Here is a 22,248-nt window from a genome sequence, read left to right on the forward strand (position 1 = left end):
AACTGCATCAAGCCATCAATAACATAAAATAATTTAAGTTTTTTGAACAATTAGGCCTAACGCTTGGCCAAAATAGCAGTGGTTATCGTGGCACCTATGAGTAAAGCAACGCTCACCCACAAACACGCTACAAAGCCATAAACCTGAAACACCCACCCCGAAAGCACCGTGCCCAGTAAACGCCCCATGGCATTGGCCATATAATAAAAGCCAACATCAAGCGATACACCATCGCTTTTAGCAAAGCTGACAATTAGGTAACTATGCACAGATGAATTAACGGCAAATACACCGCCAAAAATAAGCAAACCTATAATCAGCGTGGCATGCACGGCCACATCAAGTTGCATAAAAAGTGCTAATAGTGCTGTTACACCACTTAGCAGCAACACCCATAAATAGGCATGTTTAACGGTATCAACGTTTGAGTTACTGGTGCCGGTAATACGCGGCGCTTGTGATTGCACACCACCGTAGCCAATTACCCAAAGTGCCATAAAGCCACTTACCCACCAAAAGTTCCAGTTAAACTGCTGGGCTAAATAAATAGGTAAAGCCACTACAAACCATACATCACGCGCGGCAAACAAGCATAATCGTGCTGCACTTAATAAATTTATTGCACGGGATTTAGAAAGTAGCTCTTTAAACTTAGGCTTATTTTTAGCCTTGCCCATGTCGCCTTTTAAAAATACAACGCTAATAATCCACGCAATAGTAAGTAGTATAATTAGGGCTTTTAAAGCACCTACAAAACCCAGTACCGTAAGGAGTAAACCACCTAAAAAGAAGCCGACCCCTTTTAACGCATTTTTTGAGCCCGTTAAAATAGCCACCCATTTATAGAGCTGGCCTTGGCCGCTTTCTCCCTCGGGCACTAAGTGTTTAATGGCGCTTTTGGCGCTCATTTTATTTAAATCTTTTGCTATGCCGCTAAGCGCTTGCGCCGCCATAACATAAGCCACTGTAAGCCATTCACTTGGCGCACATAACATGGCAAGCGCCATTATTTGCAGCGCCAAGCCAAAGTTCATGGTTTTATTAAGGCCTAAATGAGCCCCTAGCCAACCGCCCACTAAATTGGTGATCACACCAAAAATTTCGTAAAACAAAAACAGCATGGCAATGGCCAGCGCACCATACCCTAACTGATGAAAATGCAGCACCACCAGCATACGTAGTGCGCCATCGGTTAAGGTAAATGCCCAGTAATTACCGGTAACTATTAAATACTGTTTTATTGCTGTAGGTAAATTAGCGAGTTGCTCAAACATGGTTAACGCCCTTAAAACCTTTAATTAATGGTTAAACCAAGTCACTTTTAGCAACTTTAAGCATAAGCTCGGCAGTACGATTAGCGTAGCCCCATTCGTTATCGTACCAAGCGTATAATTTAAGCTGGGTATTATTAATAACCATGGTAGAAAGCGCATCAATAATGCTACTGCGTGGATCGGTTTTGTAATCAATCGATACCAGCGGTTTTTCTTCGTAGCCTAATACACCAGCAAGCTCGTTTTTAGACGCTTGAGCAAACCATTCATTCACCTCAGCGGCAGTTACACCACGCTCAAGCTCAAATACACAGTCAGTAATCGATGCGTTAGTTAAAGGTACGCGCACAGCATGGCCATTTAACTTACCTTTTAGCTCAGGGAATATATGCGTAATAGCTGTTGCACTACCAGTTGTGGTAGGTATTAAACTTGTCCCGCACGAACGAGCACGACGTAAGTCTTTATGTGGCGCATCAATAATAGTTTGGGTATTGGTAATATCGTGAATAGTGGTCATTGAGCCGTGCTTAATGCCTACTTTTTCTTGCAGTACTTTTACAATAGGCGCTAAACAGTTAGTCGTACACGAAGCCGCAGTCACAATTTTGTGCTCATCTGGGTTATATAAATTATCGTTAACGCCCATAACCACATTTAAAATGCCGTCTTCTTTTACCGGAGCGGTTACCACAACGCGCTTAACACCTTGTGCTAAATATTGATTTAACAGCTCAGTGGTTTTCATTTTACCGCTGGCTTCTATCACTACATCGCAATCAGACCAATCGGTATCGCTAATGGTTTTGTTATTGGTAACGGCAATAGTGTGTTTGCCCACACTAAAGCTATTTTCGTTTGCTGTAACATTTTGGGCTAAACGCCCGTGCACTGAGTCAAACTCTAATAAATGGGCATGTGTTTTAGCATCGCCTGCAACATCATTTACTTTAATAAATTCTACTTCTGGCCACTCTAGTGCTGCGCGCAGTGTTAAACGTCCCATACGGCCAAAGCCGTTAATACCTACTTTAATTGTCATAATAAATACCTTTAGTAAAGTTATATCAATTTGCTTAATTAACAGCAGCTTGCTGCACGCTCTGGGCGATTACCCATAGCATTGAGTCGATTTAAATCGTCGTTATAAAACGCAGAATTTTCGTTTTTGGTTTGTGCTATTACGCTAAGAGCCCACTTCGGCAAGGCTTTATTAATGCTGTAATACACCCATTGATTTTGCTTACGGTCGCTCAATAAGCCACATTGCCTAAGCTGCGCTAAATGGCGCGACACTTTAGGTTGGCTAAGTTCAAGCGCAGCAACAAGCTCACACACACACAGCTCTTGCTCATGGCTAATTAATAACATGGCTTTTAAGCGTGTATCGTCGGCTAAGCATTTGTAAAATTGTAGTGGGTTGAGTTGTTCCATAGCATCCTCGTTTAGTTAGTGTGCATACAATAAAACAAAATGAGAATATATGAAATAGTGAATATACGATTTTTCGTATGTTTATTTAAAAGCCCACTTCAATTAATGTGATTTCTAGTAAATTGCAGCGCACAAAAAAGCCCAGTGGCAAACCCCTGGGCTTTTGTAGCGTTTTAGTATGGGCATACTTGGTGTGCTTTATCGCTGCTGCCATTTAAAGCCTTATGCTAACAAGGTATTTACGCAGGTCTGTGCGATAAAAAGATGCCCTACGCTTTGCTCTACTTCACGAGCAAAGTCTAAATCAATAAGCAGATACGTTATACATTGTGCCTGCACAGTAGCTATTGAGGTAATTACCACTAAGTTGCAAAAGAAAGCGCAAGATGATCAAGTAATGCTCGTATTCTTGCCGGTAAGTGGCGGTTTGAAGCATACACTGCGTTTAATTCCAATATGCTTGCTTCGTAGGGTTCGAACAGTAACTGCAATGAGCCGTCTTTTACGTAAGGCTCTGTCACGTATTGTGGGCCCATGCCTATTCCTAGCCCTTGGGAAGCCATGTGGGTTACTGCTCTGGGGGAGTTAGAAGCAAAATCGCCGCTAACATTAACGGTGAACGTATTGCCATCTTCCTTGAACTTCCAGTTTTCAGGGTCGTTTTGAGAAGTTTGCAATAAACAATTGTGTGTCGCCAGCGCACGGGGATGCCTTGGTTTGCCATTGCGCTTTAAATACTCAGGAGAGGCAAAAAAAACAATACGCATATCCATTAATCTTTTAGCGATCAGCGTTGAATCCTTCAACGGCCCAAACCTCACAGCAACATCCACACCTTCATCGATGATAGCCACATACTGATCAGACAGGTTCAACTCAACATTAATTTTCGGATGCTTGGCTAAAAATGGGGCCAGTGCATCGACTAATTTAGTACTGCCAAATGCGGTAGGTGCGGTTAAGCGAACCGTGCCAGACAGATCAGACTGCCGATGCTGAATGACATCTTCTAGCTCTTCAAATTGTTCCAGCAAAGGAACGCATCGCACAAAATACGCCTGCCCAGTTTCGGTCAACGTAACACTGCGCGTAGTACGGTGGAACAACAAAGCAGCGTGTTTTTGCTCCAGCTGAGCAATGTATTTACTCGCCAGTTTAGTGCTTATGCCTAATTGCTTGGCACCACCTGTAAAAGATTTTTGCTTTGCCACCGCAATAAACGTGCGCATGCCGTCAAGTGTATCCATAAGAGCTCCTTATATTGCTCCGTGTAATGCTTCGCCCAATTTATGAATATTTTGTACATAGTGATTCTATAAATCAACATATTGTTCATAAGAAACGCAACGCCTAATATTTACCCATGCCACAACAGGTCAGTGGCTAACAGCAAAAGTCATCAGTTAACGATTAAATAAGGTAAATATCATGTCAAACGCCATTAAAATTCACGGTTTTCCATTATCCGGCCATGCCCACCGAGTAGAGTTATTTGCAAGTGTTGCAGGCATAGCCCATGAAGTTATTTATGTAGACTTACCCGCTGGGGAGCATAAACAAGCCCCCTTTTTGGCTCTCAATCCATTAGGTGTAGTACCAGTAATTGAAGATTCCGACGTGGTAATTCACGATTCAATATCAATCCTGATTTATTTGGCACGCAAATATGCCCCTTCATATATTCCGCAAGATCTTGCCAACGAAGCTGAGATGCATCGTTTCCTTGCCATGTCAGCAGGAGAGATATCCTACGGCCCTGGTGCAGCGAGGTTAATTAATGTTTTCAACTCGCCGGTTGACCCTGTTTTCGCTAAAGAAACAGCAGCAAAAGCCCTAACAAAACTGGAACAGCAACTCAATGGCAATGACTTCTTAGTGGCAAATAAAGTGAGCTTGGCTGATTTTGCGATATACAGCTATGTCGCCCACGCTCCCGAGGGTGATGTATCTCTTGACCCATATCCAAATATACGTCGCTGGTTATCTAACGTAGAAGGGTTAAGCGGTTTCGTTCCTATGCAGGCTACAAAAGCGGGACTGGTAAAGTAAGTGTTTTTTTAGCGGCTCTGCCTTTCAATGAATAGGTTCAAGCCCGACATTCTTTTGCATCACCAGTTTAATATTTTTGGCAAATGCTTTTCCGGCGCACTGCGCTCATGGAGTCATTATGAACACACACATTACTTCAAGTGCTTTTCACGAAGGTGAACAGCAAATGCAAAGACGTGCCGGAAGTTACGAAAAAATGCGTACTATTGGCCGCCGCGCGATCCGCGAATTTATGCCAGTTCAGCATAGGCAGTTTTTCCAACAACTGCCGTTTATGGTGCTGGGTAGTACAGCAGATAAGGGGCAACTTTGGGCGTCAATTTTACCTGGAAAGCCGGGCTTCGTGCAGTCCCCTTCCCCGACTCAGCTCACAGTAAACACCCCAATTTTATCAGGTGACCCATTAGCTACAGCAATCACACAAGGTGCTCGATTGGGTTTATTGGGACTGGAAATGTCGACCCGGCGTAGAAACCGCGTCAACGCTTGTGTTACTAGCGCAGCGAGTCACCAATTTACCCTAGAAGTTGAGCAATCTTTTGGCAATTGTCCGCAATATATTCAAACTCGCAACCTTCATTTTGTCCGTTCGCCAGATGCGCCATACAAAGCTCCGCGCGCTGAAACGTTTTTTGAACTAAGTGATAGCCTAAAGGCATTCATCCGCCAAGCGGATACGTTTTTTGTTGCCAGTTCTGCGGATAACGAACCTTCAAACGAAGTAAACCGTCAGCTATCTGCCCATAATGCTATGGGGGTTGATGTGTCACACCGTGGTGGCATGCCAGGTTTTATAAAGGTTGACGAAAACACCCTCACCATTCCTGATTATGCAGGAAATAACTTCTTCAATACGCTGGGTAATTTCGTATTAAACCCCAAAGCGGGTTTACTGTTTGTTGATTTTACCAGCGGCGATGTTTTCATGTTAACCGGCACGGTTACCTTGCTGGCGAGTGACTCACCGATAATCAAAGGGTTTCAAGGTGCACAGCGCGGCTGGCAATTTACCCTAACCCAAGGGGTGACATTAAAAGCGGCACTTCCATTTCGCGCTCAATTCGATAGCTACTCTCCCAATTCTCAAGCAACGGGTACTTGGTCACAGGCAGAAGCAATCGTTAAAGCACAAGCTAAACGCAACCAGTGGCGCGCATTTACCGTCAGTAAAATCGAAGACGAGAGCAGTACAATCCGCTCATTTTATTTACAGCCAAAAGATGATGCTCCTGTACTGCCATTTTCCCCTGGGCAACATTTAACCCTGCGTATTAAACAGCAAAATACTGAAAACTGGCTTGTGCGCAATTACACTGTATCCAGTGCCCCAACGCAAAGTGGTTATCGTATTTCAGTAAAACGTGAAGAGTATGGTGTGATATCAAGTACCTTGCATTCTCGAATATCGATTGGCAGTGAAATACAGGTTAAAGCACCAAGCGGCCATTTCTTTATCGATAACACACAACAACGCCCAGCCATTTTAATAGGTGCAGGTGTGGGCATAACGCCAATGGTGGCCATGGCAAATGATGCACTTAATGAAGGTATACGCACTCGCTATATCCGCCCAATGGCAGTTATTCAAGCGGCCAAAAATAGGCAGCAACGCGCTTTCTATGCAGAACTGAGCAACATTGCAAAGCGCAGCGCTGGGCGTATTCAGTATTATTCTGTATTAAGTCAGGCGCACAACAATCAAACAGATAACGCTACTATGTCGAACGATTACACTTCTCAAGGGCGAATTAGCCAAAGCTTGGTAATGGACGTACTTAATGCAATGGTCACAGAGCATAGCGTCGATTTCCCATCGCTGTTCGACAAAGACTTTTATCTGTGTGGCCCCCAAGGTTTTATGCAAAGTATGTATGACTTACTGATCGGCATTGGGGTAAAAGATGAAGATATTCATGCCGAAGCGTTTGGGCCATCATCTTTAGCCCGTCAATCAACAGATACCAGCAACCACGCTGAGCTAGAGGCTAAATCTGCTGTGATAAAGTTTGCCCACTCAGGTATTGAACAAAGCTGGTACAAGGGTGACAAGCCCCTGCTCGACGTAGCCGAAAGCAAAGGACTTACGCCACCATACAGTTGCCGCAGCGGCCAATGTGGCTCATGTGCGGTTAAACTAAAAAGTGGTGCTGTAACGTATCGCACCAAGCCAAGTGCGCATATTGACGCATCAGACGTATTGTTATGCTGCGCTGTGCCAGCGAAAGATTGCGACACTGTTATATTAGATTTGTAGCTCAATTAATCAGGCTAATATTCAAAGTCACTTATTGATGAAACCTATACAAGTTATTCAACGTTACTTTACCCAAAGAGGATTTAAACATGAGTACACGCCCACCACTGCCCCCTTTTACCCGCGAAAGCGCCATCGAAAAAGTGCGTCTAGCAGAAGATGGTTGGAACAGCCGTAACGCTGAAAAGGTATCACTTGCTTATACAGTGGATACCAAATGGCGTAATCGCAGCTCTTTCGTGAACAGCCGTGAGGAAGCCGCTGCATTTTTAACGGGAAAATGGGAAAAAGAATTGGAATATAGGCTGATAAAAGAGTTATGGGCTTTCACTGAAAATCGTATTGCCGTGCGTTACGCGTATGAGTGGCACGACGACAGCGGCAACTGGTTTCGCTCCTACGGCAACGAAAACTGGGAATTCGATGAAAACGGCTTAATGCAAAACCGCTTCGCATGCATCAACGACTTACCCATCAAAGAATCAGAGCGCAAATTTCACTGGCCCCAAGGGCGCCGCCCCGACGATCACCCAGGGTTATCGGAATTAGGGTTGTAAGCACACCCAATACACCCGATACAAACGATAAAGTTTGCCCTCTATCGGCGTTCTTGCAGAACGCCTTAACCCTTTTCATCCTCCCAACATTTTTCAGCATTAAAGAGCTGCTTACTTAATCACTACAAGACAAATACAGCTGTGTCAGTTGCTGGTATATGGGTTAATTTAATCATGCTGTTTTCATATATTTATAACGTTATTTTTTAATAAACTTTGCATACAAAAAAGCCCAGTGGCAAACCACTGGGCTATTACAATGCTAAGTGATCTGTTAATTAAATAACCGAAAGCTCAACTTCAATATTACCGCGTGTTGCGTTTGAGTATGGGCATACTTGGTGTGCTTTATTTACCAGCTCTTGCGCTGCTGTTTTATCCATATCACCGAGTGATACAGCTAATTTAACTGCAATGCCAAAACCGCCTTCAATCGCGCCAATAGATACTTCAGAGTTAATGTGTGTATCACTTGGTAGCGCAATTTTTTCGCTACCGGCTACAAATTTTAGTGCACCAATAAAGCACGCTGCATAACCAGCTGCAAATAATTGCTCTGGGTTTGTGCCTTGTCCGTCGTCACCACCTAGCCCTTTTGGGGTTGATAAGTTTACATCTAAACGGCCATCGTCTGATTTAGCTACACCTTCACGGCCACCGGTTGCAGTTGCTTTTGCTGTGTAGGCAACGTTTTGTAATACATTCATAGTGAACTCCAAAGTTTATTAATTAATTTAGTTTGCATGCAAAATAATAGGTCAAGTAATTAGAGATTGCAAATACTTTGCATGCAAATTAAAATGTTTTTTGAGTTGAAGGTATTAACGCACTAGGAGTTGGGTATGTCATTTGAGCAATTAAAATTAAAAAATCAGCTTTGTCATAGGTTATATATGGCATCAAATAGCATTGCACGTGCTTACCGTGAGCCTTTAGCTGCACTTAATTTAACGTATCCGCAGTATGTAGTAATGATGGCGCTGTGGGAGCAAGACAAAATAACCATAGCGCAGCTAATAGATAAAACCGCTATTGATGGCGGCGCTATGACCCAAATACTCAAAAAAATGACCGAAAAGTCTCTGCTGGCTGTTATTAAAGATGAGCACGATAAGCGTAAGCGCCTAATTCAGCTTACCCAAAGTGGGCAAGCCCTTAAAAACGAAGCCGCTGATATTCCAAAAAATATATTATGTAAGTTTGAAAGTGTAGATCCCACACAAGCCAAACAGCTAATGCAGCTGCTTGATTTAGTAATAAGCGATTTAACAACTAAAAACGATGATGAGTTAGCCAACTAACGCGGTTATTTTTTGTTGAATAAACGCCCTAAATGCGCTGATCACCGGGGTCATTTGGCGCCGATCGGCGTACATCATATAAAGCGGTAGCGGATCGCTTTGCCACTCGGGGCATAAATGAACGAGTTGCCCGCTTGCTAAATCATCAATTACATCTAAGTACGACTTATACGCAATGCCTTTGCCCTCTAGCGCCCAGCGCCTAACCATTTCGCCATCGTTAACTATGTGTTGGCAATTTAGCTGCACTTTTTGCACTGCGCCATTTTTATAAAATCGCCACTCTTTAAACACCTCGCCAAAGCGCATAAAGGTAATGGTGGTGTGCTGCGTTAAGTTAAGTGGATGTGTAAGCAATCCATTGTTTGCTACATATTCAGCAGAGGCCACTAAAATACGCGCATTATTTAAAAAAAGTGGCGCTGCAATTAACTGCGAATCTTTTGGTACACCAAAGCGCAGTGCGATATCAATTGATTGGCTGTAAATGTCGCTTACTTCGTCACTTAAGTGCAGTTTAAGTTTTACATGCGGGTAGTGTGCTAAAAACTCATTAAGCCATTCACTTAGTTTATTGCGCCCTAAGTCGCACGGGGCCGATACCTGTAGCGTTCCCGTTACTTCGCCCACTGCGGTTTGTACTGCAGCTACCCCTTGTTGAATAAGTGAAAGGGAGTCTTTGGCGTAACTTAAAAACTGCTCCCCTGCCACACTTAAGCGTAAGCTGCGGGTAGAGCGAATAAACAGCACGTTTCCTAAGTCTTTTTCTAGGCGTTTAATAGCAGCACTTACCGCCGCTGGAGTTTGCTCGTTTTGCCGTGCAGCTTCAGAAATACTGGCGCAACTAGCTACATCTATAAAAGTTTGAATATCGTTAAATGATCGCATATTTTCAATTAAAATTTGAAAGTGCTTTAGTTTTTCATGTCTTTTTCTATTTTTCAACTGAGCTATAGTGCTTATAAGTTAAAAACACTTGGTTAAAATCATCAGGAACGCACATGAAAGCATTTGGCTACACCAAAAACACTAAAACGCTTACAGCAAGCTCTATACAAACAATTGAGCTTGATACTCCAACTGCCAGCGGGCACGACCTACTTATTGAAGTAAAGGCTATTTCGGTAAACCCTGTAGATACAAAAATACGTGCAAATGTAGCGCCAGAGCAAGGCTACAAAGTATTAGGCTGGGACGGCGTAGGCGTTGTAAAAGCCGTTGGCGAGTCGGTATCGTTATTTAATGTGGGAGATCGTGTATTTTACGCTGGCGATTTATCGCGCCAAGGCAGTAATGCGCAATTTCAATTAGTTGACGAGCGTATTGTAGGCCGTGCGCCTAAAACATTAACCGACGCACAAGCCGCAGCGCTGCCGCTAACCAGTATTACCGCCTACGAAATGCTGTTTGAGCGCTTACAAGTGCCTAAAAATAAGCAAAATACTCAGCAATCTATTTTAGTTATTGGCGCCGCAGGTGGCGTTGGATCTATTTTAGTACAGCTTGCCAAGCAACTTACTGGGCTAAAGGTGGTAGGTACTGCATCGCGCGAGCAAAGCGTAACTTGGCTTAAAGAGTTAGGAGCGGATCACGTGCTCGATCATACTAAAAATTTAAACGAGCAGCGCCTAGAGCTTGGTTTAGCTGAGTTTGATTACGTTATTAGCTTAACCCATACCGACCAATACCAAGATCAAATAGTTGAGTGTATTAAACCGCAAGGTAAATTTGCGCTAATAGATGACCCTACATCGTTCGATATTTTAAAATTTAAGCGTAAGTGTATATCGGTGCATTGGGAGTTTATGTTCACCCGCTCGCTATTTACTACCGCCGATATAACAGCGCAGCACACCTTACTTAATGAAATTAGCGAGCTGATAGACGCAGGTACACTTAAAACCACGCTTGGGCAAAATTTAGGATTAATTAACGCCGCTAATTTATATAAAGCGCATCAAATTTTAGAATCGCACACCTCACGCGGTAAACTTGTTTTAGAAGGCTTTTAACCATGAATCAGATTAAAAAATTACTTTTAGTTGCAGCCTGTAGCACTGCGTTTTTAACCAGCAGTGTGTTTGCGAATTCCCAACCTACGCACACCGATTTAAAAACAGTTGCTACATTTGATGCACAACACCCACCAGGTAATATTGCTATTACGCCATCGGGTCGTAAGTTTTTATCGGTACATGGTTTTTACGGCCAAAAACAAAAAATTATGGAGCTATTAAGCGATGGCACCACCAAACCCTACCCTAATGAAGAATGGGCATACGCGTACAAAAACGGCAAAGGCTTTTACGACGTACTTGGCATAAATGTATCTGCCGATGGCGTGTTATGGATGCTTGATACATCAGGCCCTGATCATGCTGGGCGTTTAGTCGGATGGGATACCAACAAAGAGCAGCTGCATAAAATAATTTATTTAGCTAAACCCACCATTACCGACACCTCGTTTTTAAACGATTTAGTTATCGATAATAAACACGGCGTTGTATACATTGCCGACACCGCACAAGGCAGCCAAGCCGCTATTATTACCGTAAATTTAAAAACAGGTGAGGCGCGCAGAGTCTTACAAAATAGCCCATACACCACAGCCGAAAACATCGACATGGTCATTGAAGGGCGCACCATGAAACTAGGCGGCCAACCAGCACGTTTAGGCGTAAACCCAATCACACTCGACCCAAGCGAACAGTGGCTTTACTTTGGCTCTATGTCTGGCACATCGGTTTACCGTATTGCCACAAGCGATATTAACAATAAAAGCCTGAGCGCAAGCGCCCTTGAAAGTAAAGTAACGCGTTACGGCACTAAACCAATTTCAGATGGCATTATTGTTGATGGCGGCGGTAATGTGTATGTTACCGACATAACCAACGGCGCAATTGGTGTAGTAAAACCAAGCGGTAAATACCACGTATTATATAAAGACGAGCGCTTAAGCTGGCCTGATGGCTTTAGTTATGGCGCCGATCATAAAATATATTTTACCGTAGATGAGCTACATCGCTCGCCAGTATTAAATAACGGTAAAAATGCCAGCCAAGGAAAATTTAGTGTGCTGTCGTTCGACCCACTAGTAAAGGGTAAAGTAGGGCGCTAAATACAGCGTATAAACCATACGCCACGCACCCGCTGCGTGGCTTTTTGGTGCAACTTTTAAGCCTTTTAGCCCCAAAGTGGTGCTAAGCGCTCAAAAGTTATTTTTAGTGTTTTAATAAATATCTGATTTGTATTCATAAAATATTCAATTAACAGTTGGCATAATTCTTTCAAAGTACAGATGTGTTCAGTGAAACTTTCAAGGAAAATACCATGGCTAACCTATACCACACCCTTTACCTACTATGGCGTTTAGACATTAGCGTATGGCAGGTAAACGATCCCAGCAATACCCATACTACGTGCGATAAAGAGCGAGTTTACAGCCGATAAATTTCGTATTTATAGGCTTTGCAAGCGCGGCCATTGCGTTGTATTGTTAAGTAACTAAAAACAATATGATTGGAACGTGTATGCACGCCTTAGAAGTAAATTTTGATGGCTTAGTTGGCCCTACTCACAACTATGCGGGTTTATCGTATGGTAACGTTGCCTCGTTAAATAATGCGGCAAGTTTTTCAAACCCTCAAGAAGCTGTGTTACAGGGCCTTGAAAAAATGAAAGCCATGCACGACAAAGGCCTAACACAAGGTGTGTTTGCGCCCCACGCACGCCCCGATTTAAACGTACTACGTCGCCTAGGTTTTACCGGCAACGACTCGCAAGTTATTCATAAAGCATTTAAAGCAGACCCTATTTTATTGCGCGCGTGTTATTCGGCCTCTGCAATGTGGACCGCCAATGCCGCTACTGTTTCTCCATCGCCAGATACCCTCGATGGCAAAGTGCATTTTACCTCAGCTAATTTAAACAATAAGTTTCATCGCTCGCTAGAGCCTGCTACAACTACCCGCTTACTAAAAGCCATGTTTAATAACGATAGCTACTTTGCACATCACACGCATTTACCCGATCAGGGCTTTTTTGGCGACGAAGGCGCGGCTAACCACACCCGCCTTTGCGACAGCCACGGCGAGCAAGGCCTAGAAATGTTTGTATTTGGTGCAAGTGCCTTTAACAGCCAATTACCAAAACCGGCTAAGTTTCCTGCAAGGCAAACACTAGAAGCCTCAGAAGCCATTTGCCGATTACATAATTTAAAAGAATCGAGCCAAATTTTACTGCAGCAAAATCCAGATGTTATAGACCAAGGCGTGTTTCATAACGATGTAATTGCAGTAGGTAACGCAAACGTATTGCTTTGCCACCAGCAAGCATTTTTAAACCAACACGATGCCCTGCAAGAAATTCGCGATGCCTACACCGGCAGTAAACAGCTATACATAATTGAAGTACCTACCGATAAAGTAAGCATTAGCGATGCAGTAAGCAGTTACTTGTTTAATAGCCAATTAGTAAGCCTAGATGATGGCTCAATGCTATTAGTAGCGCCACAAGAGTGCCAACGTAACAGCGCAGTAAACGCCTACATTGAAGAAATGATTTTAGCCGATAACCCAGTAAACCAAGTGCAGTTTTTTGACCTGCGCCAAAGTATGCAAAATGGCGGCGGCCCTGCCTGCCTGCGTTTACGTGTAGCTCTTAACGAGCAAGAACTTGCTGCGGTAAACCCAGAGGTTATTTTAACCGATACTAAATACACTCAGCTTTGTGACTGGGCAAAACGAAACTACCGCGATAAGTTAGGTGCAAGCGACTTTGCCGATTCAGCCCTACTCACCGAAAGCTACCAAGCACTGGATGAACTCACCCAACTGCTTAACTTAGGCTCAGTGTACGACTTTCAATTAGAAGGTTAATACTCGTCAGCAAAAAGCTGATACAAAAATAGCGAGCCTTGGCTCGCTATTTTTATTTGTGCTTATGCTAATAGTGTTTAAAGGTTTTATTTACCGTTATTAACCGTTACTGCCGATGCCATCGACTCAGATATATGTAGTGTTCGCTGCGGAAACGGAATACTCAGCCCCGCGCCTTCTATGGCCTCTTTAACGCGTTTATTTAAATCCCACACGGTTTGCCAGTAATCGCCATTTACAGCCCATGCACGTAATTGAATATTTACTGCGCTTTCGCCTATTGAGGTAACCATTACTTTAGGTGCTGGCTCTGCGAGTAATCGGCTTTCTGATTCGGCAACTTCTTTAAGTACATTTAAGCCAACATCAATAGAGTCGGCGTACGAAATTCCCACCACTATATCCATGCGCCTTTTACCGTTGCGGGTAAAGTTTTTAATGTTGCCGCCCCACACTTTACCGTTAGGCGATGCGATATAAAGGCCGTCGGTGGTTTTAAAAATGGTCGTAAATAAGTTTATTTCGTTCACTGTGCCAAGCGTACCGCTCGCATCTACAAAATCGCCTATTTTAAATGGCCTAAGTATGAGTAGCATAATGCCTGCTGCAATATTACTTAAGGTGTTTTTAAGCGCCAAACCAATCGCTAAACCCGCCGCGCCCATTAGCGCTATTAAACTTGCCGTATTAACGCCAAAAATATCTAAAATAAACAGCCCAGCAATTATGTAAACTAAATACCCCGCAATGCTCGATAAAAGCGGCAGTAGCGTTTCGTCTACTTTTTTTAATGGCGACTTAGAATTTTTAATCGCTTTTTTAACCGAGCGTGCAATAAGCGCGCTCGCAACTAAAATAGCCAAAGCTAATACCACTTTGTAACCTAAAGTGATGATAGTTTCTGAATGGCTTTGCCAAAACACAATAAGTTTATCTTTCATACATATTCCAACTATGAGCTGATTATCAGCAAGAATTAAATCTATACACTTCAAAAGAAGTGGCGGGAGTATATAGTAAAAATTTTAAAGCGATAGCATTAAAATAAGTGGAAGGTGTGCCTATATCAGCAAATTAATTGGGCAAAGTTTTTCTTTTTTTCGCTTAAATTTTCACGCTTAAAACCTTAGTGCTCACAAACTAGTTAACCTATGGCGTACATATTTTTGTTCAAAAATGCGCAAAGTAAAATAAAGATTAATTTCAAGTAACTATTCTAAAAACCAGTTCAATCTAAATTCAGCTTAGCTCTTCTACAATCCGCTTTATAAACTAAAGGAGTAAATCATGAATTTTAAATCAACATTAGTCAGCAGCGCCGTTCTTTTTGCATTAGCCGGGTGTGGCTCTTCAAGTGATGACAATGACACAACACCGCCACAATCTAGCGACAAATCAACCTTTAGCCTTGGTGTGTCAGATGCGCCGGTTAGTGGTTTAAAAGCGGTTAACGTCGTGTTTGATTCAATCACTATTAAAACACAAGGCGATGAAGAATTTAGTTTTGAAACCCGAAGTGAAGCTGACGCATCTCAACCACAAATGGTTAATTTGCTCGATTACACCGGGGACGATGTTTTTGAGCTGCTTGACGATCAAGAAGTGCCAGCAGGCGAATACTCGTGGATCCGCGCTCAGGTTATAAATGGCGATACTAATAACCTTAGTTTTACATCTCACGTAGTATACGAAGACGACAGCATTGCTCCGCTCGTGGTAAAAAGAAAAGGGAATGATGGTGTAGGCGAAATACAACTCGATGGCTTTACACTTAACCAAACTGATAACGACTTTGTTTTAGAATTTGACCTAAAAAAATCGCTGGTCGATCCCCAAAATAATGAGGAGATCTTTTTAAAACCTAGAGGCGTACGATTACAAAATCTTTCTGAGTCACAAGAAATTGAAGGCACAGTAAGCCAAGCGCTTATTAATAACTGTGAAACAGATAATATCGCCACTGCTGCTGCAGATTCAACGTTTGGACACGCCGTATATTTATATTCATCAGATGCTCAAACACCTAAAGATATATACGAAATAGATGAGCAAACCCCAGAAGATGCCCCACTTGCGACCGCAAATGTTGTATTTGATCAAGACGATAACCAATATGAGTTTGAGCTTGCTTTCATTACACCGGGAGACTACCAACTTGGCTATACCTGCACCGCACATATAGACGATGCAGAGCTAGAAGATACTGATTTCACTGTTTATCAACTTAAGCAAATTAGTGTACCGCAAACTGAGGACCTTTCAGTTAGCTTTGACATAACACAATAAACGTATAGCGCACTTTAAGGTGCGCTTTTTTTATAAAAAGTATAACAAAAACGAACACTCCACCTTTGCAAAAACCCATTAAAGCCACTCACCTAACATCATCCAAATAATTCATTCGAAAAGTGACCTGCATTCAAGCCCCGTTAACCCAGAACTGGTACAGTCAATAGCACGTATTAGTTAAACCGTTCTTATCATTTTGAATATGTAAACATAGGAGAAATAATCATGGCGAAAGAAAAAGTAGTTCTAATTACAGGTGCCTCTAGTGGCATAGGTGAAGCGAGTGCAAAAACATTGGTTAATAACGGCCATAAAGTCATTCTTACCGCCAGAAGTGAAGATAAATTAGCTGAACTAGTTGAGTCGCTAGGTGAAGATAACGCACTGAGTGTACCCGCAGATGCCACCGACTTTACCGAACTTGAAAACGTAGTAACAAAAGGGCTTAAAAAATTTGGCCGACTAGATGCCGCATTCGCCAACGCGGGTATGGGCGTTTCAACCGCAGGCACTGAAAAAGGCGACCCCGATGAATGGTCAACCATGATAGACATAAACATTAAAGCCCTGCTGTGGACGGCAAAAGCAACCCTGCCTCATTTACGCCAAAACAAAGGCCACTTTATATTAACCAGCTCAGCCGCTGGCCGTAAGCCAATAAAAGGCTCTATTTATGGCGCAACTAAATGGTTTGCTTACGGGTTTGGCCAAAACTTAGCTGAGGAAATGAGCGAGTGGAACGGCCGCTGTACCACCATAGCCCCTGGCATGGTAAACACCCCATTTTTTGATGAAGCAAAGCCCGACAAACTCGACCCACAAGATGTAGCCGACGCCGTATTGTTTGCCATTGAAGCAAACCAGCGCAACAACGTGCGCGAGATTTATTTAATGCCAACTAATTAACGCTGTTTGGTTAAATTTGAGCTGTCAGGTTTAATGCCAATGGCGTTAAACCTGATGGTTGTTTTTGATAACTACTGGCTGGATAGTATGAATAATTTAAGATGGATGTCTTGTTTATTTAGTAATGGTAACGGCACGAGATAACTGTAATTGCTGTATCATCCACGGCATATACCAAACGATTTGTATCATCTATTCTACGAGACCAAAAGCCTGAAAGATTTTCTTTGAGGGGTTCCGGTTTTCCAATCCCATCAAATGGAGAACGCTTAACATCGACAATTAGCTTATTTATACGTTTCAAGGTTTTCTTATCTTGAGTCTGCCAGTAGACGTAACTATTCCAAGCTTCATCAGTCCATGATAATAACCTGCTACTCATCAATAAGTTCTCGTGGAGTCGTTTTGCCCGCTTTATACTGCGCAATTGAACGGTTTAAATGTTCAGCGTTCGCTGGAGAGCGAAGTAAATGAACAGTTTCCATAAGGCTGTTGTAGTAATCTAATGACATTACAACCGCATCTTCAGTGTCACGACGAGTGATTACTGTCGTATCTGCATCATTAATTACATTATCCAAAACGGCTTTTAGACTATTTCGGGCTTCGGTAAAAGACACTATTCTCATTTTGCACCTCACTTGTACATTATATAAGACAAGTTTAACTGGAAAATTATTACATGTACAGGATACTGTGCATCACTTTGTTGTGGTAGCAAATTTCTAAATAGACATGCGGGCTAAAACAAAAGCCACTTTATATTAACCAGCCCAGCTGTCGGCCGTAAGCCTATTAAAGGCTCTATTTACGGTGCAACTAAATGGTTTGCTTACGGGTTTGGGCAAAACTTAGTTGAGGAAATGGTGTGTAGAATGGCCGCTGTACCACCATAGCCCCTACACCCCATTTTTTGATGAAGCAAACCAGCGCAACAACGTGCGCGAGATATATTTAATGCCGACTAATTAACGCTGATTGGTTAAATTTGAGCTGCCAGGTTTAATGCCAATAGCGTTAAACCTGATGGTTGTTTGTATTTTGAGGTTAGATTTTAATAGCGTAAGGTTGAACACTGCATAATTAAAGGTCTGATTAGCTGCGTACTTCTACACGCCAAGGTGGATTAATCCTATTTTCACCAGCCCAATATAGCTTAATTTTATGACCTGACGGATCATGCAGTACGGCCTCTCGCCATAAATAACTCTGGTCTGTAGGTTCTTGTATAAATACAAAACCTTTAACTTTTAAAGCCTCAACCAGTTCATCTAATTGTTCATGTTCAAAATATATTACCGTGCCACAATCAAACTCACCTCGATCTAAAGACAATGAGAAAGTTGAATCCCCATCTGGGCATTCAAAGCGAGCATAATGTGGGGTATCTACAATTTGGGTAAAACCTAAGTCGCGATAAAATTTAGTCGAAATTTCCATATCCGTAACGGGTAATGTAATTTGATTTAAGTTCATTTAACTTCCCTGTAAAAAATAAAGGTGACAAGTATGCCAGTTGTTTATGCACTGTCATGTAATATTTTGCTTTTTATACAAACAAAAGCCTGAAGCTTAGCCTATCAAAGTGAACACTATAAGTGGTAAATAGTTTAATGGGTTTTATTATGGATCACTCACTACAATGTATTCTCCATTGGCACAGTAGCTTTTTAAATTTACCTTCTCGATATTCTTGTCGCGAACGACTGAGCATAAAAGGATGAATATTAAGCGCCTCGGGAGCGCCCTTTGACATGATATCATCTCGTAAGCTTAGCTTGGCTGCTTTGATTTTGAAATTAACGGGGTAAAACCATGTCTTTCTAGGTTGGGTATATCTAGGCATTTTAGCCTCCTCAAAGTGATGAGGAGGTGTCCACTAAAACGGGTGAGGAGCAAAGTCCTTGCTGATTTGCTTGTTATGTCTATAGAGCTTTGTGTTTAGAAAAATCATGTTCAGGAGTACAAATAATAAGATTGTGACTATCAAGTTTATGGACTATTGAATATAAAGATCTTATTTGGGTTGATACACCGATAATAGATACATACAACTGAAATAGAGAAACTTTTTTCGAAATATCATCATGTAATAATTCCAACTTTTCTCTTTTATCTAAGTCAGAATGAAAGAAGTGAGAATTAAACCACAAATTGATTATTTCTCTATTTGGTATAGGTGAATCAAATTCACTACTAGTATCTGAGGATTTCATAATTTCTTTATATTGATTTTTAACAACATCAATATAGCTAGCCGCCCATGAATCTTTTGCATGTTTGCGTAAAATATTAGCAATTTTTTCGAATTGAGTAGGTTCTTTATTTGCGTAAAAAAATCTAAATTTTATCGCTAACGCTTGAACATGGTCTAATTCGGGAGTGCTTGCCTCAAAAGATTGTTTTTTTAAATCTTGGTCTGACGTTATCAAATGTTTGGACATAGCGCCTTTGTGATACTTTTTCATTGCTGTATCAAAGTCTTTCGCTCTATTTTGAAATTCAAGAATATTTTTAAGCTCTTTATTTGAAAGGGTTGATACCTCGGTTTCTCTTCGAGTTAGGTGCTCATATATGTGCATTGGATTCCCTGAGACATAACAACTTAGTCTAAGGCATTTTTCGTTTTACAAACCGAAAAATGCCCCTATATTAAAGTGATTTTATCCTAGCTATAAAATAAATACCTGTAAACAAATAGTTAGCTTCACCTTACCTTTCCTAAATGTAGCAAAACCCCAAAATGGTGGAGATCAGTAATATCAGACATATAGCTGTGTAGTTGTATTAGTTGATTATTAATTAATAATTATTAATTATTAATTATTAATTATTAATTATTAATTAACAAATCATATTTTAAACACCTGCGTTTAAACCAGTAACGCATACCCCCTTTAACCCTTAATCTTGTAACTCGTTGTTGTTTATAAAATTAGTTAAAAATCACAATCTACTTCTATTGAACCCTTTGTATTTTTACTTCATATTAGCTGAACTACTTTTCAATTATTAGGCTGTTATGTCACTTTTAAAATTTAGCCAAGCACTTATTTTTATCCTTGCGAGTACCCTACCGTTTACAAGCCACGCGGCGCTTAATAAAAACGAGCGTGAAATAGTAAAACAAGTTAAGCAGAACATGCCGCAAGCGCTTGAAGAGATAAAACAAGCGGTAAACATTAATAGCGGTTCGCTTAATATTGAAGGCGTAAAAAAGGTGGGCGCGCTTGCAAGCGAGCAACTAAAAGCCATTGGTTTTAAGGTTGAGTGGCTAGATGGCAGCGCTTTTAACCGCGCAGGGCATGTATTAGCTGCGCACAAAAGTAAAAACCCCGATGCAATAAAAATACTGATGATCGGCCATCTTGATACCGTGTTTGCTAAACACGATAACTTTACTACCTATAAACAAATTGATGAACACACCGCCAGTGGCCCAGGTGTAGCCGACATGAAAGGTGGTAACACTATTATAATTACCGCACTTAAAAGCTTACAAGCCCTTAATTTACTTGAAAACGTAAGCGTAAAAGTACTGCTTACCGGCGATGAAGAAAGCAGCGGTCGCCCACTGAGCTTATCTAAACAAGCCATTGTTGATGGCGCAATTTGGGCTGACGTAGCGCTAGGTTTTGAGAACGGCGATAACAATATTAAAACCGCGATGGCGGCGCGCCGTGGTTATACCGGCTGGACGTTAAATGTAACGGCCAATGCTGCACATTCATCGCAAATATTTAGTGACAGTGTGGGCTATGGCGCTATTTACGAGGCGTCGCGTATTTTAAATGACTTTAGAGAGCAACTAGCTACACAACCTAATTTAACCTTTAACCCGGGGCTTATTGTGGGCGGTACTGATGCACAGTACAACAGTGCTAACTCGTCAGCCACGGCGTTTGGTAAAAGTAACGTAATTGCGCAAACCGTGCATGTAGCGGGTGATTTACGGGCGCTTTCGCCAAAGCAGGTAGAGGGCGCTAAAAAAGTGATGCAGCAAATAGTGGCTAAAAGCTTAAATGGCAGCCAAGCTGAGCTTACTTTTGAAGACGGCTACCCACCAATGGGGCTCACTGAGGGTAATAAAAAGCTGCTTGCACTGTATAGCCAAGCAAGCCAAGACTTAGGCTATAACAAAGTGGAGGCTGCAAACCCACGTAATGCCGGTGCTGCTGATATTTCGTTTGCTGCAAACCATGTTGATATGGCGCTTGATGGCCTAGGCCTAATGGGCAATGGCGCACACACTAAAAACGAAACCGCCGATTTAACCTCACTTAATAAAAACACCGCTAAAACAGCACTGCTTATTTACAGATTAGGGCAGTTATAAACGCAGGCTTAGCCTTTATGGGCTAATAGGCTCTAACCGTTTGCCTGCTACTTGCAATGCAAACTTACGCAACGTTTTAAGCTGCGGGCTTTCGGTTTGCCAATAGTGCCAGTACAAAGGTGTATCAATATAATATTCTGGGAATAAATCGACTAACTCGCCTTTTGCCAGCGAGTCTCCTAGCTGTAATGTAGGTAATAGCCCATAACCTAGGCCTGCTATCATGGCTTGTTTAAATCCCTCTGACGAAGGGTAAATATGGGTAAACAGTGGGGCTGAGCCATTAATATCTTCTAAAAACTGGTGTTGTAGCTTGTCATACTCACTAAATACCAAGCACGGTAAATGCGCTAATTGCGAAAGCTCAGTAAGCTTATGTTGTTTTATAAAATCGGGGCTTGCAATGGCTTTGTAGCGTATGGCGCCAAGCGGGCTAACTAGTCCGCCATTAACGGGCTCGGGGGATGAGCTAATACACACCATAACCTCGCCGTCTTTCATTCTTTTATGGGCGATGGATTGATCTTCACTAATGACTTCAAAGCGTAATTTGCACGCAAGCTCTGTATCTAATACGGCGAGTGCTTCGGGCAGCCAGGTGGCAAGCGAATCCGCATTAGCAGCAAGCTTTACGCTAAGCGGGGTGTTTAAATCTGTATGCTCGTTAAGTGCCTCTACATTAAGGGCCACTTCTAGCTGTAATACTTGCTGTAAATGATTAAGTAAGCGCTTGCCTAATGCTGTTGGCGATGGCGGCTGGGTTCTTATTAATACGGGTTCGCCTAGTTTGGCCTCAAGCTGATGAATACGCCTACTCACCGCCGATTGGGTAATAAATAATTTTTTTGAGGCCTTTTCAAATCCGCCTTCACTTATAACGGCACTAAGCGCATTGAGTAACTGGTAATCAATCATGAGTTTTACGCATATAACAATAAATATATTCATTGGATTTGTAACAGAATACCCCC

Annotated in this window: 22 protein-coding genes and 2 pseudogenes; 11 read left to right on the forward strand and 13 right to left on the reverse strand. The window is 42.1% G+C overall.

Going from position 1 to position 22,248, the window contains the following annotated elements:
* Positions 1–56: 56 nt before the first annotated feature.
* From arsJ to SJY38_RS18130, 4 genes are all read right to left on the reverse strand, one after another.
* Positions 57–1,274: an organoarsenical effux MFS transporter ArsJ gene (arsJ, locus tag SJY38_RS18115; protein WP_286741158.1), complete on the reverse strand. Its 1,218-nt coding sequence runs from the start codon at positions 1,272–1,274 to the stop codon at positions 57–59.
* Positions 1,275–1,305: 31 nt separating this feature from the next.
* Positions 1,306–2,316, reverse strand: a complete 1,011-nt coding sequence (locus tag SJY38_RS18120) for an ArsJ-associated glyceraldehyde-3-phosphate dehydrogenase (protein ID WP_096042729.1) — start codon at positions 2,314–2,316, stop codon at positions 1,306–1,308.
* Positions 2,317–2,354: 38 nt separating this feature from the next.
* Positions 2,355–2,708: a metalloregulator ArsR/SmtB family transcription factor gene (locus SJY38_RS18125; protein WP_286741162.1), complete on the reverse strand. Its 354-nt coding sequence runs from the start codon at positions 2,706–2,708 to the stop codon at positions 2,355–2,357.
* Between the two features lie 362 nt (positions 2,709–3,070).
* A complete protein-coding gene (locus tag SJY38_RS18130) occupies positions 3,071–3,955 on the reverse strand; it encodes a LysR family transcriptional regulator (RefSeq protein ID WP_286741164.1) in 885 nt (294 codons plus the stop codon).
* A 181-nt stretch (positions 3,956–4,136) separates the two neighbouring features.
* On the opposite strand from SJY38_RS18130, the gene SJY38_RS18135 reads away from it, so the two are divergent.
* The 3 genes from SJY38_RS18135 to SJY38_RS18145 all read left to right on the forward strand — a co-directional run bounded on the left by SJY38_RS18135 (position 4,137) and on the right by SJY38_RS18145 (position 7,568).
* Positions 4,137–4,757, forward strand: a complete 621-nt coding sequence (locus SJY38_RS18135) for a glutathione S-transferase family protein (RefSeq protein ID WP_055255515.1) — start codon at positions 4,137–4,139, stop codon at positions 4,755–4,757.
* A 118-nt stretch (positions 4,758–4,875) separates the two neighbouring features.
* Entirely contained in the window at positions 4,876–7,011 is a 2,136-nt protein-coding gene (locus SJY38_RS18140; RefSeq protein ID WP_286741165.1) for a pyridoxamine 5'-phosphate oxidase family protein, read from the forward strand.
* 89 nt (positions 7,012–7,100) lie between these two features.
* A complete protein-coding gene (locus SJY38_RS18145) occupies positions 7,101–7,568 on the forward strand; it encodes a nuclear transport factor 2 family protein (RefSeq protein ID WP_008129990.1) in 468 nt (155 codons plus the stop codon).
* A 278-nt stretch (positions 7,569–7,846) separates the two neighbouring features.
* Here SJY38_RS18145 and SJY38_RS18150 read toward each other — a convergent pair whose 3' ends face one another.
* On the reverse strand, positions 7,847–8,275 hold the full coding sequence (locus SJY38_RS18150; RefSeq protein ID WP_377110480.1) for an organic hydroperoxide resistance protein: 429 nt from the start codon (positions 8,273–8,275) through the stop codon (positions 7,847–7,849).
* A 135-nt stretch (positions 8,276–8,410) separates the two neighbouring features.
* Between SJY38_RS18150 and SJY38_RS18155 the strand changes: the two genes are divergently transcribed.
* A complete protein-coding gene (locus SJY38_RS18155; RefSeq protein ID WP_121638292.1) occupies positions 8,411–8,869 on the forward strand; it encodes a MarR family winged helix-turn-helix transcriptional regulator in 459 nt (152 codons plus the stop codon).
* Here SJY38_RS18155 and SJY38_RS18160 read toward each other — a convergent pair.
* A complete protein-coding gene (locus SJY38_RS18160; RefSeq protein WP_235576527.1) occupies positions 8,858–9,757 on the reverse strand; it encodes a LysR family transcriptional regulator in 900 nt (299 codons plus the stop codon). The genes SJY38_RS18155 and SJY38_RS18160 overlap by 12 nt on opposite strands.
* A 113-nt stretch (positions 9,758–9,870) precedes the next feature.
* On the opposite strand from SJY38_RS18160, the gene SJY38_RS18165 reads away from it, so the two are divergent.
* The 3 genes from SJY38_RS18165 (at position 9,871) to astB (ending at position 13,746) form a co-directional block, all read left to right on the forward strand.
* Positions 9,871–10,881, forward strand: coding sequence for a zinc-binding alcohol dehydrogenase family protein (locus tag SJY38_RS18165; RefSeq protein WP_286741168.1), 1,011 nt, complete (start codon positions 9,871–9,873; stop codon positions 10,879–10,881).
* A gap of 2 nt (positions 10,882–10,883) precedes the next feature.
* Positions 10,884–11,987 carry an L-dopachrome tautomerase-related protein gene (locus SJY38_RS18170; RefSeq protein ID WP_286741169.1) on the forward strand — a complete coding sequence of 368 codons (1,104 nt, stop codon included), beginning with the start codon at positions 10,884–10,886 and terminating at the stop codon, positions 11,985–11,987.
* A gap of 412 nt (positions 11,988–12,399) precedes the next feature.
* Positions 12,400–13,746, forward strand: coding sequence for an N-succinylarginine dihydrolase (gene astB / locus SJY38_RS18175; protein ID WP_004587018.1), 1,347 nt, complete (start codon positions 12,400–12,402; stop codon positions 13,744–13,746).
* 86 nt (positions 13,747–13,832) lie between these two features.
* On the opposite strand, the gene SJY38_RS18180 is transcribed toward astB, so the two are convergent.
* Positions 13,833–14,687, reverse strand: a complete 855-nt coding sequence (locus SJY38_RS18180) for a mechanosensitive ion channel family protein (RefSeq protein ID WP_024032909.1) — start codon at positions 14,685–14,687, stop codon at positions 13,833–13,835.
* A 346-nt stretch (positions 14,688–15,033) separates the two neighbouring features.
* On the opposite strand from SJY38_RS18180, the gene SJY38_RS18185 reads away from it, so the two are divergent.
* Together SJY38_RS18185 and SJY38_RS18190 are read left to right on the forward strand one after the other, a co-directional pair.
* Complete coding sequence (locus SJY38_RS18185; protein ID WP_273589205.1) at positions 15,034–16,032, forward strand: DUF4382 domain-containing protein; 999 nt, start codon at positions 15,034–15,036, stop codon at positions 16,030–16,032.
* A gap of 228 nt (positions 16,033–16,260) precedes the next feature.
* A complete protein-coding gene (locus SJY38_RS18190) occupies positions 16,261–16,941 on the forward strand; it encodes an SDR family oxidoreductase (RefSeq protein ID WP_004587015.1) in 681 nt (226 codons plus the stop codon).
* A gap of 118 nt (positions 16,942–17,059) precedes the next feature.
* Here SJY38_RS18190 and SJY38_RS18195 read toward each other — a convergent pair whose 3' ends face one another.
* Positions 17,060–17,323 carry a Txe/YoeB family addiction module toxin gene (locus SJY38_RS18195; protein WP_377110482.1) on the reverse strand — a complete coding sequence of 88 codons (264 nt, stop codon included), beginning with the start codon at positions 17,321–17,323 and terminating at the stop codon, positions 17,060–17,062.
* Positions 17,316–17,570 (reverse strand): type II toxin-antitoxin system Phd/YefM family antitoxin, encoded by a 255-nt coding sequence (locus SJY38_RS18200; RefSeq protein ID WP_004587013.1) that lies wholly within the window; start codon positions 17,568–17,570, stop codon positions 17,316–17,318. The genes SJY38_RS18195 and SJY38_RS18200 overlap by 8 nt, the downstream gene beginning before the upstream one ends.
* A gap of 126 nt (positions 17,571–17,696) precedes the next feature.
* Between SJY38_RS18200 and SJY38_RS18205 the strand changes: the two are divergent.
* Positions 17,697–17,913 (forward strand): annotated as a pseudogene (locus SJY38_RS18205) (short-chain dehydrogenase); the annotation flags it as partial.
* 123 nt (positions 17,914–18,036) lie between these two features.
* Here the strand turns inward: SJY38_RS18205 and SJY38_RS18210 are convergent.
* The 3 genes and pseudogenes from SJY38_RS18210 to SJY38_RS18220 form a co-directional block, all read right to left on the reverse strand.
* Positions 18,037–18,417 (reverse strand): VOC family protein, encoded by a 381-nt coding sequence (locus SJY38_RS18210; RefSeq protein ID WP_341605504.1) that lies wholly within the window; start codon positions 18,415–18,417, stop codon positions 18,037–18,039.
* A gap of 190 nt (positions 18,418–18,607) precedes the next feature.
* A pseudogene (locus SJY38_RS18215) lies at positions 18,608–18,787 on the reverse strand (IS3 family transposase); the annotation flags it as partial.
* Between the two features lie 79 nt (positions 18,788–18,866).
* On the reverse strand, positions 18,867–19,523 hold the full coding sequence (locus SJY38_RS18220) for a hypothetical protein (protein WP_377110484.1): 657 nt from the start codon (positions 19,521–19,523) through the stop codon (positions 18,867–18,869).
* 440 nt (positions 19,524–19,963) lie between these two features.
* Here SJY38_RS18220 and SJY38_RS18225 point away from each other — a divergent pair, with 440 nt between their 5' ends.
* Entirely contained in the window at positions 19,964–21,277 is a 1,314-nt protein-coding gene (locus SJY38_RS18225) for a M20/M25/M40 family metallo-hydrolase (RefSeq protein ID WP_377110486.1), read from the forward strand.
* Positions 21,278–21,292: 15 nt separating this feature from the next.
* Here SJY38_RS18225 and SJY38_RS18230 read toward each other — a convergent pair whose 3' ends face one another.
* Positions 21,293–22,225: a LysR family transcriptional regulator ArgP gene (locus SJY38_RS18230; RefSeq protein WP_377110487.1), complete on the reverse strand. Its 933-nt coding sequence runs from the start codon at positions 22,223–22,225 to the stop codon at positions 21,293–21,295.
* Positions 22,226–22,248 lie beyond the last annotated feature (23 nt).

Origin of the sequence: Pseudoalteromonas sp. R86517, assembly GCF_042466295.1 — a bacterium.
GTDB lineage: Bacteria > Pseudomonadota > Gammaproteobacteria > Enterobacterales > Alteromonadaceae > Pseudoalteromonas > Pseudoalteromonas atlantica.

Coding starts and splice junctions, on each gene's coding strand:
- SJY38_RS18150 (WP_377110480.1), bottom strand. CDS start 8,275: ATGAATGTATTACAAAACGTTGCCTACACAGCAAAAGCAACTGCAACC.
- SJY38_RS18225 (WP_377110486.1), top strand. CDS start 19,964: ATGTCACTTTTAAAATTTAGCCAAGCACTTATTTTTATCCTTGCGAGT.
- SJY38_RS18130 (WP_286741164.1), bottom strand. CDS start 3,955: ATGGATACACTTGACGGCATGCGCACGTTTATTGCGGTGGCAAAGCAA.
- SJY38_RS18230 (WP_377110487.1), bottom strand. CDS start 22,225: ATGAATATATTTATTGTTATATGCGTAAAACTCATGATTGATTACCAG.
- SJY38_RS18145 (WP_008129990.1), top strand. CDS start 7,101: ATGAGTACACGCCCACCACTGCCCCCTTTTACCCGCGAAAGCGCCATC.
- SJY38_RS18135 (WP_055255515.1), top strand. CDS start 4,137: ATGTCAAACGCCATTAAAATTCACGGTTTTCCATTATCCGGCCATGCC.
- SJY38_RS18185 (WP_273589205.1), top strand. CDS start 15,034: ATGAATTTTAAATCAACATTAGTCAGCAGCGCCGTTCTTTTTGCATTA.
- SJY38_RS18155 (WP_121638292.1), top strand. CDS start 8,411: ATGTCATTTGAGCAATTAAAATTAAAAAATCAGCTTTGTCATAGGTTA.
- astB (WP_004587018.1), top strand. CDS start 12,400: ATGCACGCCTTAGAAGTAAATTTTGATGGCTTAGTTGGCCCTACTCAC.
- SJY38_RS18195 (WP_377110482.1), bottom strand. CDS start 17,323: ATGAGTAGCAGGTTATTATCATGGACTGATGAAGCTTGGAATAGTTAC.
- SJY38_RS18120 (WP_096042729.1), bottom strand. CDS start 2,316: ATGACAATTAAAGTAGGTATTAACGGCTTTGGCCGTATGGGACGTTTA.
- arsJ (WP_286741158.1), bottom strand. CDS start 1,274: ATGTTTGAGCAACTCGCTAATTTACCTACAGCAATAAAACAGTATTTA.
- SJY38_RS18170 (WP_286741169.1), top strand. CDS start 10,884: ATGAATCAGATTAAAAAATTACTTTTAGTTGCAGCCTGTAGCACTGCG.
- SJY38_RS18220 (WP_377110484.1), bottom strand. CDS start 19,523: ATGCACATATATGAGCACCTAACTCGAAGAGAAACCGAGGTATCAACC.
- SJY38_RS18160 (WP_235576527.1), bottom strand. CDS start 9,757: ATGCGATCATTTAACGATATTCAAACTTTTATAGATGTAGCTAGTTGC.
- SJY38_RS18125 (WP_286741162.1), bottom strand. CDS start 2,708: ATGGAACAACTCAACCCACTACAATTTTACAAATGCTTAGCCGACGAT.
- SJY38_RS18180 (WP_024032909.1), bottom strand. CDS start 14,687: ATGAAAGATAAACTTATTGTGTTTTGGCAAAGCCATTCAGAAACTATC.
- SJY38_RS18210 (WP_341605504.1), bottom strand. CDS start 18,417: ATGAACTTAAATCAAATTACATTACCCGTTACGGATATGGAAATTTCG.
- SJY38_RS18140 (WP_286741165.1), top strand. CDS start 4,876: ATGAACACACACATTACTTCAAGTGCTTTTCACGAAGGTGAACAGCAA.
- SJY38_RS18200 (WP_004587013.1), bottom strand. CDS start 17,570: ATGAGAATAGTGTCTTTTACCGAAGCCCGAAATAGTCTAAAAGCCGTT.
- SJY38_RS18165 (WP_286741168.1), top strand. CDS start 9,871: ATGAAAGCATTTGGCTACACCAAAAACACTAAAACGCTTACAGCAAGC.
- SJY38_RS18190 (WP_004587015.1), top strand. CDS start 16,261: ATGGCGAAAGAAAAAGTAGTTCTAATTACAGGTGCCTCTAGTGGCATA.